This window comes from Streptomyces sp. NPDC051987 (genome assembly GCF_040680735.1).
Taxonomy (GTDB): Bacteria; Actinomycetota; Actinomycetes; order Streptomycetales; family Streptomycetaceae; genus Streptomyces.
The window spans coordinates 59,417-74,081 of sequence record NZ_JBFAXI010000024.1; the positions used below are offsets into that span (position 1 = coordinate 59,417).

Annotated in this window: 10 protein-coding genes; 4 read left to right on the top strand and 6 right to left on the bottom strand. The window is 74.0% G+C overall.

The window, feature by feature from the left end; translation table 11 throughout:
- Window positions 1-65: 65 nt before the first annotated feature.
- On the top strand, window positions 66-1,802 hold the full coding sequence (locus AB0M11_RS15735; RefSeq protein WP_365705543.1) for a LuxR C-terminal-related transcriptional regulator: 1,737 nt from the start codon (window positions 66-68) through the stop codon (window positions 1,800-1,802).
- A gap of 11 nt (window positions 1,803-1,813) precedes the next feature.
- On the opposite strand, the gene AB0M11_RS15740 is transcribed toward AB0M11_RS15735, so the two are convergent.
- Window positions 1,814-4,426, bottom strand: coding sequence for a CHAT domain-containing tetratricopeptide repeat protein (locus AB0M11_RS15740; protein ID WP_365705545.1), 2,613 nt, complete (start codon window positions 4,424-4,426; stop codon window positions 1,814-1,816).
- A 101-nt stretch (window positions 4,427-4,527) separates the two neighbouring features.
- Here AB0M11_RS15740 and AB0M11_RS15745 point away from each other — a divergent pair, with 101 nt between their 5' ends.
- From AB0M11_RS15745 to AB0M11_RS15755, 3 genes are all read left to right on the top strand, one after another.
- Window positions 4,528-5,970: a S8/S53 family peptidase gene (locus AB0M11_RS15745; protein WP_365705547.1), complete on the top strand. Its 1,443-nt coding sequence runs from the start codon at window positions 4,528-4,530 to the stop codon at window positions 5,968-5,970.
- Complete coding sequence (locus tag AB0M11_RS15750) at window positions 5,967-6,605, top strand: sigma-70 family RNA polymerase sigma factor (protein ID WP_365705616.1); 639 nt, start codon at window positions 5,967-5,969, stop codon at window positions 6,603-6,605. The genes AB0M11_RS15745 and AB0M11_RS15750 overlap by 4 nt, the downstream gene beginning before the upstream one ends.
- A gap of 62 nt (window positions 6,606-6,667) precedes the next feature.
- Entirely contained in the window at window positions 6,668-7,129 is a 462-nt protein-coding gene (locus AB0M11_RS15755) for a hypothetical protein (protein WP_365705618.1), read from the top strand.
- 5 nt (window positions 7,130-7,134) lie between these two features.
- Here AB0M11_RS15755 and AB0M11_RS15760 read toward each other — a convergent pair whose 3' ends face one another.
- From AB0M11_RS15760 to AB0M11_RS15780, 5 genes are all read right to left on the bottom strand, one after another.
- Window positions 7,135-8,409 (bottom strand): cytochrome P450, encoded by a 1,275-nt coding sequence (locus AB0M11_RS15760; protein ID WP_365705549.1) that lies wholly within the window; start codon window positions 8,407-8,409, stop codon window positions 7,135-7,137.
- 68 nt (window positions 8,410-8,477) lie between these two features.
- On the bottom strand, window positions 8,478-9,269 hold the full coding sequence (locus AB0M11_RS15765) for an N-formylglutamate amidohydrolase (RefSeq protein WP_365705551.1): 792 nt from the start codon (window positions 9,267-9,269) through the stop codon (window positions 8,478-8,480).
- Window positions 9,270-9,337: 68 nt separating this feature from the next.
- Entirely contained in the window at window positions 9,338-10,486 is a 1,149-nt protein-coding gene (locus tag AB0M11_RS15770) for a homoserine O-acetyltransferase (RefSeq protein ID WP_365705553.1), read from the bottom strand.
- A 50-nt stretch (window positions 10,487-10,536) separates the two neighbouring features.
- Window positions 10,537-11,901, bottom strand: a complete 1,365-nt coding sequence (locus tag AB0M11_RS15775; RefSeq protein ID WP_365705555.1) for a bifunctional o-acetylhomoserine/o-acetylserine sulfhydrylase — start codon at window positions 11,899-11,901, stop codon at window positions 10,537-10,539.
- A 347-nt stretch (window positions 11,902-12,248) separates the two neighbouring features.
- On the bottom strand, window positions 12,249-14,465 hold the full coding sequence (locus AB0M11_RS15780) for an NADP-dependent isocitrate dehydrogenase (RefSeq protein ID WP_365705557.1): 2,217 nt from the start codon (window positions 14,463-14,465) through the stop codon (window positions 12,249-12,251).
- Between the last annotated feature and the right edge of the window lie 200 nt (window positions 14,466-14,665).

Below are 14,665 nucleotides of genomic sequence, written 5' to 3' on the forward strand. Positions count from 1 at the left end.
GCGCCTGAGTCGGAAGCTACTCAAGTCCCCCTGTATCAGAGCTGAGCAACGCGACTCATACTCACGTGACGAGTTGCGAACAGGACGCACGGACCCTCGGACCGCCCTGGCCCTTCACCGGCCGGGAGGACGAACTGGAGCTGGTCAGGCGGTCGTCGGTGGCCGGACGGCAGGGTGTGGTGGTGACCGGCCCGGCCGGCATCGGCAAGACCCGGCTGCTCAGGGAGGCCGTACGGGGCACCGACAGCGCCCTGGTGACCGGCACTCCGGAGACCAGCGCGCTGCCCTTCGCCGCGTTCGCGCACCTGCTCCCCGACCGCGTCTCGCTGCCCGGCGCGGTCCGTCAGCTGTCCGGGGTACGGCTCCTGGTCGTCGACGACGCCCACCTCCTCGACGAGGCCTCGGCCGCCCTCGTCCACCAGCTCGCCGTGCACGGCCGGACCCGGCTCGTGGTGGCCGCCGCCGATCCGGCACCGGTGCCCGGCGCGATCGCCCGGCTGTGGACCGGGGAACTCCTCACCCACCTCAGCCTGGCACCGCTGCCGTACGACGAGACCGCCGCGCTGCTGGCAGACGGCGGGCTGGAACCGCTCACCGTGCGCCGGCTGCACCGGTTGTGCCGGGGAGACCTGCGGCTGCTGCGCGAACTGCTCGGCGCGCTGCGCGAGTCCGGCCCGCTGACCCGCGTCCCGGACACCGGCGAGTGGGCCTGGCGCGGTCCGCTGCCGCTCACCGCGACCGTGCGGGACCGCGTCGCATCCCTGCTGGACCGGCGCGGTCCCGGGGAGCGCGACACCCTCGAACGCCTCGCCTTCGCCGAGCCGTTGCCACCCCACTGCGACGAGGACCTCGACCTGGCCGTCCTCGAACGGCTGGAGGCCGAGGGCCTGATCCAGGTCGACGACGGGGGCCGGGTCCGCCTCGCGCATCCCCTGCACGGCCCGGCGCTGCGCGCCGCGGCGGGCCGGCTGCGTGCCCGCCGGCTGGCCCGCACCCCGGACCAGTGCGAGCCCGCTCTGAAGGACGAACAGGAACAACTGGCGGAACACGTAGAGGCGTTGGACGTACGGGAGGTGCCGGCCCCGGTGGGGGAGTGGCTGGCGGCGGGGGGCCTGCCCGTACCGGCCGGGTACGCGGCCGTGCGTGCCCGGTACTCGTGGCTTCGGGGGGAGCTGCGAGAGGCGGCGGCGTGGGCGAGGGAGGGACTGCGGGCGGCGCCGGGGGATGCCGCCTGCCGTACCGAACTCGCCCGCGCCGCCGCCGAGTCGGGGGAGGGCGCCGTAGTGCGCGGGGACGGGGGTCTCGCGCACTACGGCGCCGTACGGCTGGGTGAGCCGGCAGGCGCCGCGAAGGCCGTGCGGCGGCTGGACGGCGTGCTCGCCCGGCACGCGCAGGCCCTCGCCCGCGGCGACGGACCCGCCCTCGACCGGGTGGCCGCGGCGCTGGCGGAGCGCGGCCTGCTGCTGTTCGCGGCGGAGGCCCACGCCCAGGCCGCCGGCGCCCACCGCGACCCGCGCGCCGCCCGGATGTCCCGCACCCGCGCGGTCGCCCTCGCCCGCCGCTGCCAGGGCGCCCGCACCCCGGCCCTGGCCGGCCTGGTGCTGGGCGAACTCACCTCCCGCCAGCGGCAGATCGTCACCCTCGCCGCCGCGGGCCTGAGCAACCGGCAGATCGCCGAGCGGCTGACCCTGTCCGTACGGACGGTGGGCAACCACCTCTACAGCGCCTACACCCGGCTCGGCGCCAGCGACCGCACGTCGCTGCCCTGGCTGCTGGACCAGCCGGACCGGCGGTCCGCGTAGCGGATCCCGGCTCAGGCCGCCCCGAACGCGGCGAACGCCCAGCCCGTCGCCTGGTGGAGCGCGTCGTTCGGCAGGGCGGCCCGGGCGTCGCGCAGCGCCTCCGCCAGCGACAGCCCGGCGCCCAGCCCCTTGTGCAGAGCCAGCATCAGCGGCACCACGGCCGCGTCGTTGACGGGCGCGCTGCTCGCCACCACGCCGGCGGTGCCCAGCGGCAGCAACGCCGTGACCAGGCCGAGGAGTTCGTCGGCGCCGACCGAGGCGAGCCGGGCCGTGTCGCAGCTGGAGAGGATGATCCGGTAGGGGCTGCGGGCGAGGCGTTCGAAGTCGTGCACGATCAGCGGGCCGTCGGCCATCCGCAGCGAGGAGAAGAGCGGGCTGTCCGCGCGGAAGGTGCCGTGCGCGGCGATGTGGGCCAGCGCGGCACCGTCCAGCTCCTCCAGGACGCGGGGGACCTGGGCCTCGTCGTGTTCCAGGATCCGCGCGGTCGCGTACTGGCCCGCCACCTCGGGCACCTCCGCGCCGCCGGTCGCCAGCCCCGGCCCGCGGACCAGCACATGGCGGCCGCCCGGCGGCGGCTCGGTCTCCCGGGCCCGCAGCCAGCTCGACGCCGACGGCGACACGCTGAGCACCCGCTCCCTGAGGGCGGGGAGCAGCGCCCAGGGCACCTGGTGCAGCGCGCCCGGCGGGACGATCACCACGGGGCCGGAGCCGAGCTGGTCGGCCGCCGGGCCCAGCAGCAGCTCCTGGAGCCGCCGCCCGGCGGCCTCCACCAGCGGCAGCCGTGCCTCCGCACCGGGGTGGGCGAGCCGGCGCAACCCCGCCTGGACGTGCTCCGCCTCGGCGACCGCCTCCGCCAGCGGGCCGCCCGTGAACCGCCGCACCCGGCCCTGACCGCACAGCAGGATGTGCACCCGCCCGTCCAGGACGGCGAGTTCGACCAGCCGCGCGTCGCCGAGCCGGTCCAGGAGCCGGGCCGGTTCGAAACGGTCGCCGCCGCCGGGCGCGTCACCGCGGGTGTGGTGGGTGCGGGCGCGGATCTCCCGTTCCAGGCGCCGCTGTTCCCGCTCCAGGGCGGGCACCGGACGCCTTTCCCGGCGGGCCTCCTCCGCGCGGGAGGCGATCTCCCGGAACGCGGTGAGCGAGGCGAGCAGAGCGGGGTCGGCGGGTGGCCGGGCCGGGGGAGTGGACAGGACCGTGGCCCGCCACCGCTCGCTCCACTCCAGCAGCCGGCGCGGGCCGCCGTGCGCGAGGCTCGCCTCCTGGGCCAGCGCGGCCAGTTCGGCGCCCTGTGCGGTGGCCCGGGCCCGCAGCTCCGAGGCGCCCAGCGTCATCCGGTGGTCGTCCAGGACGTCGAGGCCCCGTCGGCAGGCCTCCAGGACGCCCCGGCCCGAACCGGCGGCCCGCGCGCGCAGCGCCTGTGCGGCCCAGCCGGTCATCCGGGCCAGCGGGGGCCCGAGGTGCCTGCTGCGCGCGGCCACCGCGAGATGCCGTTCCGCGTCCGCCGTCCAGCCCAGCGCCAGCGCGATCCGCCCGGCCAGCAGCGAGGCCTCCGGTGCGGCCGGCGCGCCGAAGGACGCCAACTGGTCGGCGACCGCCGCCGCGTCCTGCACCAGCCGCCCGGACGCGGCCCCGCCCGCCACCCGTGCCTCGATCAGCACCAGCCGGGCATGCGTCTGCCACCAGCTGCGCCGCTGACCCGAGAACAGCCGTACGGCGACGGCGGCGCGGGCGACCGCGGTCCGCGCGTCCCCGGTCGACAGCGCGGACCGGGCGGCGGTCAGCAGCAGTTCGGCCTTGCGGGTGGACTGTCCGCCGATCCGGTCCAGGGTCGCGATCGCCGCGTCCGCCTCGGCCAGCGCCTCCGGGGCCAGCCCGGCCGCCATCAGCACGTCGCAACGCGCGATGTACAGCATGAACGAGGGCGTGTCCAGCTCGTCGTAGCGCTCCTTGGCCTCGGCCAGCAGCCGCAGCGCCGCCGGGATGTCGCCGGACCGGTACGCGGCCAGGCCCCGGTTCTCCACGGCGACCGCCTTGTCGTGCTCCTGGCCCGTGGTCTCCCACAGCAGCTCCGCCGCGGTGAAGTCCGCGTCCGCCCGCTCCACCGCGCCCATCGCCAGATGCACGGTGGCCCGCACGCTCAGCGCCCGCGCGGTCCAGATGACGTCCCCGGCCTGCCGCAGCACGGGAATCGCCCGGCGCAGGTCCTCCAGGGACTCCTTGTGCCGGCCCAGGACCCACGAGGCGTACGCCCGCCGGTACAGCACCCGCGCCCGGGTGTGCCCGTTGCCCCGGGCCACCCCGCGGTCCAGCGCGGCCAGGCCCTGTCGGGTGCGCCCCGCGTGCACCAGGGCGACGCCGAGGGTGGCGAGGACGTCCGCCTCCCGCTCCGCCGAGTCGGCCCGCGCCGCGAAGTCCCGGGCGCGCCGCAGATGGTCGAGGGCGACGGTGAGATCGCCGAAGTCCCGCTGCCAGATGCCGATGACCTGGTGGGCGACGGACGCGTCAAGCGGCGGCGGATCGGACCGCAGGACGCGCTCCGCCCGCGCCAGGGCCTCGCCGGGGGCGGCGAACACCATCGGCAGCAGTTCGGTAACCGAGTCGCTTCGCGCAGTCACCCCTCGCATGGTAGTGGCCTGGGCATACCTGCCCACAGGTTTGACGCTGTATCAAGCGGCGACCGTGCGACTCTGACTGGAGTACGCCGTTGTCGGGGGAAGGACAGGCCATGGCACCCCAGCGATTCCATGAGCAGTTCGATCAGATCCAGCGCTCCATGCCGGACGTACCGCTGGCGATGGGACCGGACGACGCCGCCGAGTTCCTGTACGAGAAGGGGGTCGTCCTCGCCCGCGACGGCCGGGAGGCGCGGATCGTCGAGGACGCCGTGCGCGCCCACTTCACCGCCACCGCGGACCTGACCGCCGACCAGGTGCACCGGGCCGGTCCGGAGACCAACCGCACCGGCGTCACCCGCATCCGGGTCGGCGACCCGAACCACGGCGACCGCACCGGGGACCGCGCCGTCCGGCACGCCCTGCGCGCCTTGCGGGAGGCCGAGGGCCGCGCCGGACGCCGCCTGGTCAGCCGCAACCACATCGTCTCCACCACCGGGAACGCCAACTCCTGCAACCCCTGCGAACCGCTCCCCGCCCTGCTCACCGAGACACCCAACCCGCAGGCGGTCGACGGGAGTTACGACCCCGAGACGGCCGTCAGCGTCCTGGTGATGGACACCGGCCTGGTGCACGACTACCGCTCCTACCCGCTCCTGGACCGCGTCCGGGGCGACCTGCAGATCAGCGAGACCGACGCCGACGGGATCCTCCAGCAGTACGTCGGCCACGGCACGTTCATCGCCGGCCTCGTCGCCGCCCTCGCACCGAACACGGACATCACCGTCACCAACACCCTGAACGACGCGGGCGCCATCCTGGAGTCCGAGTTCGGCGCGAAACTCTTCGAGGCGGTCGACCAGCACGGCTGGCCGGACGTCATCAGCCTCTCCGCCGGCACCTCGAACGGCAGCGCCGACGGACTGCTCGCCGTCGAGGCCTTCATGGACGCCCTGCGCGCCCAGCGCACCCTGCTGGTCGCCGCCGCCGGCAACAACGGCAGCGCCACCCACTTCTGGCCCGCCGCCTGCGCCGACCTGCCCGGCTACGAGAACACCGTCCTCTCGGTCGGCGCGCTGCGCAGCGACGGCGACTACGGGGCCTGCTTCACCAACTACGGCGGCTGGGTCAAGGTCTACGCGCCTGGCGAGCACCTCGTCGGCGCCATGGCCGGCTTCGACGCCCCCGTGCCGTACGTCTACCAGCACACCACCTACGACGCCTGCCGGTTCGGCTTCAGCTACGCCTGCACCTGCCAGTACCCGCGCCACACCGGCGTATTGACCGACACCGGGACGACCGGCCCCGGAAAACCGGACCAAGTGATGTTCGAAGGGTTCGCACAGTGGAGCGGAACATCGTTCGCCACCCCCATCGTGGCCGGCCTCGTCGCCGACCGGATGACCACGCACCAGGAGAGCGACCCGCGTACCGCGGGCGCCCGGCTCCTGCAGGGCATCTCGGACCACGCCGAGGTGCGGGGCATCCCGGTGCCGGCGCTCCGCCCGGCGAGCTGGCAGCCGGTCCCGGTCGTCGGGCTCGCCCCGACCGCCTGAGTTCCGGAACACTCCCCTCCGCGGCGTACGATGACTTGCCGTACACGAGGGGTGGGACCGTGGACCGAGCAGAGGTCGGCGCGCTGGTCCAGGCAGCCGTCGACGGTGACGCGGCCGCCTGGAAGGCACTCGTCGAAGGGCTGAGCCCGCTGGTGTGGTCGGTGGTGCGCGCACACCGGCTCTCCGACGCCGACGGGCACGAGGTGTACCAGACCGTGTGGTTCCGGTTCGCCCAGCACCTGGGCCGCATCCGGGAGCCCGACAAGGCGGGCTCCTGGCTGGCCAGCACGGCACGCAACGAGTGCCTGAAGGTGATCCGGGGCCTGACCCGGCTGCTGCCGACCGACGACCCGCAGGTCCTCGACCGGGTCAGCGAGGACCGTACGCCCGAACAGTCCCTGATCGACGCGGAGGACCAGGCGGACGAGGCCCGGCTGATCCGTCTGCTGTGGCAGGAGTTCGAGGAACTCGGCGACCGCTGCAGGCAGTTGCTGCGGGTGCTGATGGCCTCGCCGCCGCCCAGCTATGTCGAGGTGTCCGTCGCGCTGGGCATCGCCGTGGGCAGCATCGGCCCGCTGCGCCAGCGCTGTCTGCGCCGGCTGCGGGCCCGGCTCGACGCGAGGGGTGCGAAGTGAGCGACGAAGAGTTCCCGGCCGCCGAGGCCACCGACGACACCTCCGCCTATGTCTCGGGCGGCATCTCCGCCGACGCCTCCGCCGGCGACGGCCGCGACGCGGACCTCCTGGAGGAGGAGCTGCGCCGCGCGGCCGCCGTCCTCGACCCGCTCCCGGCCGAACTGCTCCAACTGGCCATGGACGCCTACGTGCTGCACGACCTGGACGCCCGGGTCGCCGAGCTGACCTTCGACTCCCTGATCGACGCGCTCCCCGTCAGAGGAGCCGAGGACCCGCCGCGGATGCTCACCTTCCAGGCGGGCGAGCTGACCGTGGACGTCGAGGTCACCGCCGACGGGCTGCTCGGCCAGCTGCTTCCCCCGCAGCCCGCCGGCATCGAGGTGCTCGACGGCCCGGCCGCGGCCCGCCCCCTCACCGTCGACTCCATGGGCCGCTTCGCGAGCACCACCCCACCCGTCGGCCCGTTCGCCCTCCGCCTGCGCACCGGCACCGACGTGATCCTGACGGAGTGGCTGCGGGCCTGAGCGGCTCACCAGGTGACCGGCAGCGTCAGCGGGCCCCGGATCATGGTCCTGCGGCGCCACCGCACGTCCTCGGCCGGCACCGCGAGCCGCAGCGCCGGCAGCCGGTCGAGCAGGGTGCCGACCAGCAGCTCGGTCTGCAGCCGGGCCAGGATCGCGCCCGTGCAGTAGTGCACACCGTTGCCGAAGGCGAGGTGCGGGTGCGGATCGCGGTCCGGGAGGATCCGGTCGGGGTCGGGGAAGACGGCGGGGTCGCGGTTGGCGGCCAGGTAGGAGACGTACACCGGATCGCCGGCCGGGATCCGGGTGCCGTCGCTCAGCTCGACGTCCTCCAGGGCGATCCGGGCGAGCCCGACCGTGCTGCGGTGCGGGATCCAGCGCAGCAGCTCGTCCAGGACCGGCCCGCGCTCGGCCGGCCGTTCCCGCAGCCGCGCCATCAGCTCCGGCCGGGTCAGCATCAGGAAGAGCATCTGCCCGCAGTTGTGGGTCACCGCCTCGCCGCCGATCTGCAGCGGACCGGCCAGCCCGACGGCCTCCTCCTCGCCGATCTCGCCGCGGGCCACGGCGCCCCCGAGCAGGGCGTACACGTCCTCCCCCGGGCTGTCCGCACGGGCGCGCACCGTCTCGGTGATCCACCCGTACAGCCCTTGTTTGGCCGCCTCGGCCGCCTCGACCCCGCCCGAGGTGGAGATGATCTGCCGGGTCCAGGCGTGCACCCGCTCCCGGTCCGCCTCCGGCACCCCCATCACCTCGCTGACCACGGTGATCGGGAACGGCTCCAGCACCCGCTCGACCAGATCGACGGGCGGTCCGTCCCGCACCACCCCGGCCACCAGCCCGTCGAGGATCTCCTGCGCCCGCGGCCGCAGCCGCTTCATCGCGCCGACCGTGAAGGCACCGGCGAGCGGCTTGCGCAGCCGGTTGTGGTCGGGCTGGTCGGCCCAGGCCAGCGAGCCCGGCCGGGGTCTGAAGTGCGGGGCCAGCCGGGTCACCTGGCGCCGGGTGACCTCGGCGCGGCTGAACCGGGGGTCGTTGGTGACGGTCCTGACGTCCTCGTACCGGGTGGCGAGCCACGCCCAGCCCTCGCCGTACGGCAGCCGGATCCGGGTCACCGGCCCTTCCGCCATCAGGGCGGCGAGGACCGGGTCGAAGTCCGTGCCCTCCAGGTCGTTGGCGGGCCAGTCGCGCACCGGCGGCGCGGTGTCGCGGACCGGCGGCAGCGGCTCGGCCGCCGCGGGCGTGGCCGTCTCCGGGGTGGTGGGCGCGGTCGTCTCCGTGGTCATGCCTCCACGGTGGTACGGCCCTCACCCGGTGTCCTGCCGGAGTGCTCCAGCCGGAGGGTGCCGGCTGATCAGCGGCCGGCGGCGTCCACCAGCGCGGCGAGGGCGGTGGCGAGCCGGTCCGCTCCCGCGCCCGCCGGACCGCCGGGCTCGGTCATGTACAGGTCCCGCCGGATCTCCACCATCAGCGCGCCGACCCGCGCGTCGGTCCCGTAGAACTCCAGCGGCACGTACGTGCCGCCGAACGGACTGTCCAGCCCCGTCCCGCCGCACCGCGCGAACGCCTCGCGGGCCGCCTCGGTCAGCGAGGCCGGGGTGTGGAAGGCGTCCGTGCCCAGGCACACCGCGGGCCGCGGCCCCGCCCCGTGCAGCTCGTAGGGCAGCGCCTGGCTCGGATAGGAGTGCACGTCGATGACGACGGCCCGCCCGGTCGCGGCCAGCCGCCCGGCGACGGCCTCCGTCATCGCCCGCGCGTAGGGCCGGAAGTACCGCTCGACCAGCGGCCCCGGATCGAACCCCGCGTGCCGCAGCGCCGCCCGGTGCGTGGTCCGCGTGTACACGGCGCCCATGCCGACGGCGAGCATCTCCTCCCGCTCGTCCGGGAACCGCTCCGGATCCACCACCAGCCGCGAGAGCCGGTTGACGAACCGCCAGGGGGTCACCTCGGCGCGTTCCGCCGCCGTCCGGGCCAACTCGGCGGTGTGCGCGTCCGTGATGTGGTCCAGTTCCCGCTCCAGCGCGGCGTCGTCGAGCACGATCCCGGCCCGTACTCCGGCCGGGATCGACCGCGCCGAGTGCGGCACGTGCAGGATCACCGGCGACTCGGCGGCGCCGGGCAGCAGGTCGTACGACGGCTGGGACACGGGCGGCTCCCGGGGGTGTCGGCGGTGGCAGGGTGCGGGATCAAGGTAGCGCCGGGAGCGGCGAGTTCTCAGGCCAGCAGTTCCCGTACCAGTGCGCCCACCTGTTCCGTCTCGATCAGGAAGCCGTCGTGGCCGTACGGCGACTCGATCACCCGGAGCCGGTCGGCGGCCGGGATCAGCGCCGCCAACTCGGCCTGCTGGGACAGCGGATAGAGGCGGTCCGAGGCCACGCCGGCCACCAGGGCACGGGCCGTGACCCGGCCGAGGGCGGCGCGCACCCCGCCCCGGCCGCGTCCGACGTCATGGGCGTTCATCGCCTCCGACAGCACCACGTAGCTGCCCGCGTCGAACCGCCGTACCAGCTTGGCGGCCTGGTGGTCGAGGTAGGACTCCACCTGGTAGCGGCCGCCGCCGAGGGGGTTCTCGGCGCCCTGCGGGGTCCGGCCGAAGCGGATCGCGAGCTCGGGTTCGCTGCGGTAGGTGACATGGGCGATCCGGCGGGCCAGGCCCAGGCCGGTGTGCGGGGCGCGTCCGGTGCCGTGGTAGTCGCCGCCCCGCCAGTCGGGGTCGGCACGGATCGCGGCGAGCTGGGCGGCGGTCCACGCGATCTGCTCCGCGCTCGCCGCCGCCGTGGTGGCGAGCAGCAGCAGGGCCCCGACCCGCTCCGGGTACGACACCGCCCACTCCACGGCCCGCATCCCGCCCATCGAGCCGCCGACGACCAGCGCCCACCGCTCGACACCGAGGGCGTCGGCCAGCCCCGCCTCGGCGGCGACCTGGTCGCGCTGGGTCAGGAAGGGGAAGGCACCGCCCCAGGGCCCGCGCCCGTCGGCGCGCGGCGCGGCCGGTCCGGTGCTGCCCTGGCAGCCGCCCAGGACGTTCGGGGCGACGACGAACCAGCGGTCGGTGTCCAGTGCGAGCCCCGGCCCGACCAGCCCGTCCCACCAGCCCGGGGTCGGGTGCCCCGGACCGGCGGCCCCGGCGACATGGCTGTCGCCGGTGAGCGCGTGCAGCACCAGCACGGCGTTGGAGGCATCGGGGGTGAGCCGGCCCCAGGTCTCGAACGCCAGCCGCGCGCCGGAGAGTTCGCCGCCGGTCTCCAGCCGCAGCGGGTGCTCCGCGAGATACCACCGGCGCCGGCCGACCGGATCCCCCTCCCGCCAGCCCCCGCCACCGGGCGGCAGGACCACGGGCTCCGCGGGACCCACCGGACCCATGGGGCCCGTGGGGCCCACAGGAAGGGGACTCTGCGGATGCGGTACGGCGTTCAGGACGCCGCGCCCTTGGCGGCGCGGAACCCGGCCTCCAGGTCCGCCTTGAGGTCGGCGAGGTTCTCGATGCCGACCGACAGGCGTACCAGGCCCGGCGTGGTCCCGGTCGCCGCCAGCTGCTCCTCGTCCAGCTGGCTGTGGGTGGTGGACGCCGGGTGGATGATCAGACTGCGCACGTCGCCGATGTTGGCGAGATGGCTGAACAGCTCGACCGCGTCCACGAACCGCTTGCCCGCCTCGATCCCGTCCCGCAGCTCGAAGGAGACGATGGCGCCGGCGCCGCGCGGCAGGTACTTCTGCCCCGCCTCGTACCAGCGGCTGGACGGCAGGCCCGGATAGTGGACGGCGGCGACCTCGTCGCGCTGCTCCAGCCACTCCGCCAGCGCCTGCGCGTTGGCAGAGTGCCGCTCCAGCCGCAGACTCAGCGTCTCCACGCCCTGCAGCAGCAGGAACGCCGAGTGCGGGGAGAGCGCCGGGCCGAGGTCGCGCAGCAGCTGCACCCGCAGCTTGATCGCGAAGGCGCCCGGCCCGAGCGCCGGCCAGTAGCGCAGGCCGTGGTAGCTGGGGTCGGGCTCGGTGAAGTCGGGGAAGCGGTCGGCGTGCGCGCCGAAGTCGAAGCTGCCGCCGTCGACGACCACGCCCGCGATCGCCGTGCCGTGCCCGCCGAGGAACTTGGTCGCCGAGTGCACCACGATGTCCGCGCCGTGCTCGAGGGGCCGCAGCAGGTACGGGGTCGGGACCGTGTTGTCCACGATCAGCGGTACGCCCGCCGCGTGCGCCACGTCCGCGACCGCCCGTACGTCCAGCACGTTGCCGCGCGGGTTGCCCAACGTCTCCGCGAACAGCGCCTTGGTGTTCGGGCGGATCGCCGCCCGCCAGGCCTCCGCGTCGTCCGGGTCGTCCACGAAGGACACCTCGATGCCGAACCTGGGCAGCGTGTGCCGCAGCAGGTTGTACGTGCCGCCGTACAGGGACGTGCTGGACACGATGTGGTCGCCCGCGCCCGCCAGCGTCAGGATCGCCAGCGTCTCCGCGGCCTGCCCGGAGGACAGCGCGACCGCGGCGACGCCGCCCTCCAGGGCCGCGATCCGCTGCTCGAAGACGTCCTGCGTGGGGTTGTGGATGCGGGTGTAGATGTTGCCGGGCTCGGCGAGGGCGAAGAGGTCGGCGGCGTGCTGCGTGTCACGGAAGACGAACGACGTCGTCTGGTAGATCGGCGTCGCGCGGGCGCCGGTCGTCGGGTCCGGCACGGCTCCGGCGTGGATCTGCCGGGTCTCGAACGACCAGGCCGAGGTGTCGGGCCCGGCGGGCTGCTCCTCGGGCGTGTGACCGGCGGTGACGGAGTCGATGGGCTGGCTCATGGTGCTGCTCCTCGTGCGGGAAGGCATGACGGCGTGCGCGTACGGTCACGCGTCGGCAGAACGGGGGAAGGGGGCGGGGCCGGAGCGTCAGCTCACGGCGGGACACCCCATGGTGGTGACACGCACGAGATCCACGTGGCGTCGGCTCACAAGCACCGTCATGCGCCGAGCGAACCACAGCGGATCCGGACGGACCAGACACCTGGCGCGCGTGACATGCAGACTTCACGAACGGGACACACACCGCCGGCCGGGGCGGCGCGGGACGGGGCCGGACACGGCTCCGCCCCGGCGGGCGGTGTGCCTGCCGGGGCGGAGACCTCGGGACTTCAGGAGTCGGCTGCGGCTCAGAGGGCCGCGAGCGCCGCGTTCCAGGTGGCCGACGGGCGCATCACCGCGTCCGCCTTGGCCTTCTCGGGCTGGTAGTAGCCACCGATGTCGGCCGGGGAGCCCTGCACGGCGAGCAGCTCGTCGACGATCTGCTGCTCACTCGCGGCGAGCGTCTCGGCGAGCGACGCGAACGCCTTGGCGAGCTCGGCGTCGTCGGTCTGCTTCGCCAGCTCCTGCGCCCAGTACAGGGACAGGTAGAAGTGGCTGCCGCGGTTGTCGATGCCGCCGACGCGACGGGTCGGGGACTTGTCCTCGTTGAGGAAGGTCGCCGTGGCCCGGTCGAGGGTGTCGGCCAGCACCTTGGCGCGGGCGTTGCCGGTGAACTCGGCGTACTGCTCGAAGGCCGGCACCAGGGCGAAGAACTCGCCGAGGGAGTCCCAGCGCAGGTAGTTCTCCTTGACCAGCTGCTGGACGTGCTTGGGCGCGGAGCCGCCGGCGCCCGTCTCGAACAGGCCGCCGCCCGCCATCAGCGGGACGACCGACAGCATCTTGGCGCTGGTGCCCAGCTCCAGGATCGGGAACAGGTCGGTCAGGTAGTCACGGAGCACGTTGCCGGTGACGGAGATGGTGTTCTCGCCGCGGCGGATGCGCTCCACGGACAGCTTGGTGGCCTCGACGGGCGACAGGATCCGGATGTCCAGGCCCTCGGTGTCGTGCTCGGTCAGGTACTGCTGGACCTTGGCGATCAGCTGCGCGTCGTGCGCGCGGCCCTCGTCCAGCCAGAAGACGGCCGGGTCGCCGGTGGCGCGGGCGCGGGTGACGGCCAGCTTCACCCAGTCCTTGATCGGCGCGTCCTTGGTCTGGCAGGCGCGGAAGATGTCACCGGCGGCGACCGGCTGCTCGATCACGACGTTGCCGGCCGCGTCGACCAGACGGACCGTGCCCGCGGTGGCGATCTCGAAGGTCTTGTCGTGGGAGCCGTACTCCTCGGCCTTCTGCGCCATCAGGCCTACGTTCGGGACCGAGCCCATGGTGGACGGGTCGAAGGCGCCGTGGGCCCGGCAGTCCTCGATCACGGCCTGGTAGACACCGGCGTAGGAGGAGTCCGGGATGACCGCGAGGGTGTCGGCCTCCTGGCCGTCCGGCCCCCACATGTGGCCGGAGGTGCGGATCATGGCGGGCATCGAGGCGTCGATGATGACGTCGGAGGGCACGTGCAGGTTGGTGATGCCCTTGTCGGAGTCGACCATCGCCAGGGCCGGGCCCGCGGCGAGCTCGGCCTCGAAGGAGGCCTTGATCTCGGCGCCGTCGGGCAGGTTCTCCAGGCCCTTGAGGATGCCGCCGAGACCGTCGTTGGCGCTGAGACCGGCGGCCTTGAGGGTCTGCCCGTACTTCGCGAACGTCTGCGGGAAGAACGTGCGCACCACGTGACCGAAGATGATCGGGTCGGAGACCTTCATCATCGTGGCCTTCAGGTGCACCGAGAAGAGCACGCCCTCCTCCTTGGCGCGCGCGATCTGCGCCGCCAGGAAGTCGTTGAGCTGCGCGACGTGCAGCACGGAGGCGTCGACGACCTCGCCCGCGAGGACCGGCACGGACTCCTTGAGGACCGTGGTGGTGCCGTCCTCGGCGACCAGCTCGATCCGCAGCTCGCCGGCCTCGGGGATCACGACGGACTTCTCGGTGGAACGGAAGTCGTTCTCGCCCATGGTCGCCACATCGGTCCTGGACTCCGAGGTCCAGGCACCCATGCGGTGCGGGTGGGTCTTGGCGTAGTTCTTGACCGAGGCGGGGGCGCGGCGGTCCGAGTTGCCCTCGCGCAGGACCGGGTTCACGGCGGAGCCCTTGACCTTGTCGTAGCGGGCGCGGATCTCGCGCTCCTCGTCGGTCTTGGGGTCGTCCGGGTAGTCCGGCAGTGCGTAGCCCTTGCCCTGCAGCTCGGCCACGGCGGCCTTCAGCTGCGGGATCGACGCCGAGATGTTCGGCAGCTTGACGATGTTCGCCTCGGGCGTCTTGGCCAGCTCGCCCAGCTCGGCGAGCGCGTCCGCGATGCGCTGGTCCTCGTTCAGGTACTCCGGGAAGACGGCGATGATGCGCCCGGCCAGCGAGATGTCCCGGGTGTCCACGGCGACACCGGCCTGCGCGGCGTACGCCTGGATCACCGGCAGGAACGAGTGCGTCGCGAGGGCCGGGGCCTCGTCTGTGTAGGTGTAGATGATGGTCGAGTCAGTCACCGGGTGCTCCGCTCCACGTCTGCAACATTGCTCGACATCAAGATATCTCGTGACCGACCCATGCTCGACAGGGGTCCGCGACTCGGAAGATCCGCTCGTCCGGTTGTCATGTGAGAGGCAACCGGATCGGTCAAAAGGGTGGTCAGGAAGAACGAGCCCCCTCGACCGGCTGCCGGACCGGCCACCCGGCGCGTACGGCC

What these genes read in the sequence shown, in the direction of transcription:
- AB0M11_RS15775 (WP_365705555.1), bottom strand. Translation starts at nt 11,901, where the DNA reads ATGAGCCAGCCCATCGACTCCGTCACCGCCGGTCACACGCCCGAGGAG.
- AB0M11_RS15770 (WP_365705553.1), bottom strand. Translation starts at nt 10,486, where the DNA reads ATGGGTCCGGTGGGTCCCGCGGAGCCCGTGGTCCTGCCGCCCGGTGGC.
- AB0M11_RS15740 (WP_365705545.1), bottom strand. Translation starts at nt 4,426, where the DNA reads ATGCGAGGGGTGACTGCGCGAAGCGACTCGGTTACCGAACTGCTGCCG.
- AB0M11_RS15745 (WP_365705547.1), top strand. Translation starts at nt 4,528, where the DNA reads ATGGCACCCCAGCGATTCCATGAGCAGTTCGATCAGATCCAGCGCTCC.
- AB0M11_RS15760 (WP_365705549.1), bottom strand. Translation starts at nt 8,409, where the DNA reads ATGACCACGGAGACGACCGCGCCCACCACCCCGGAGACGGCCACGCCC.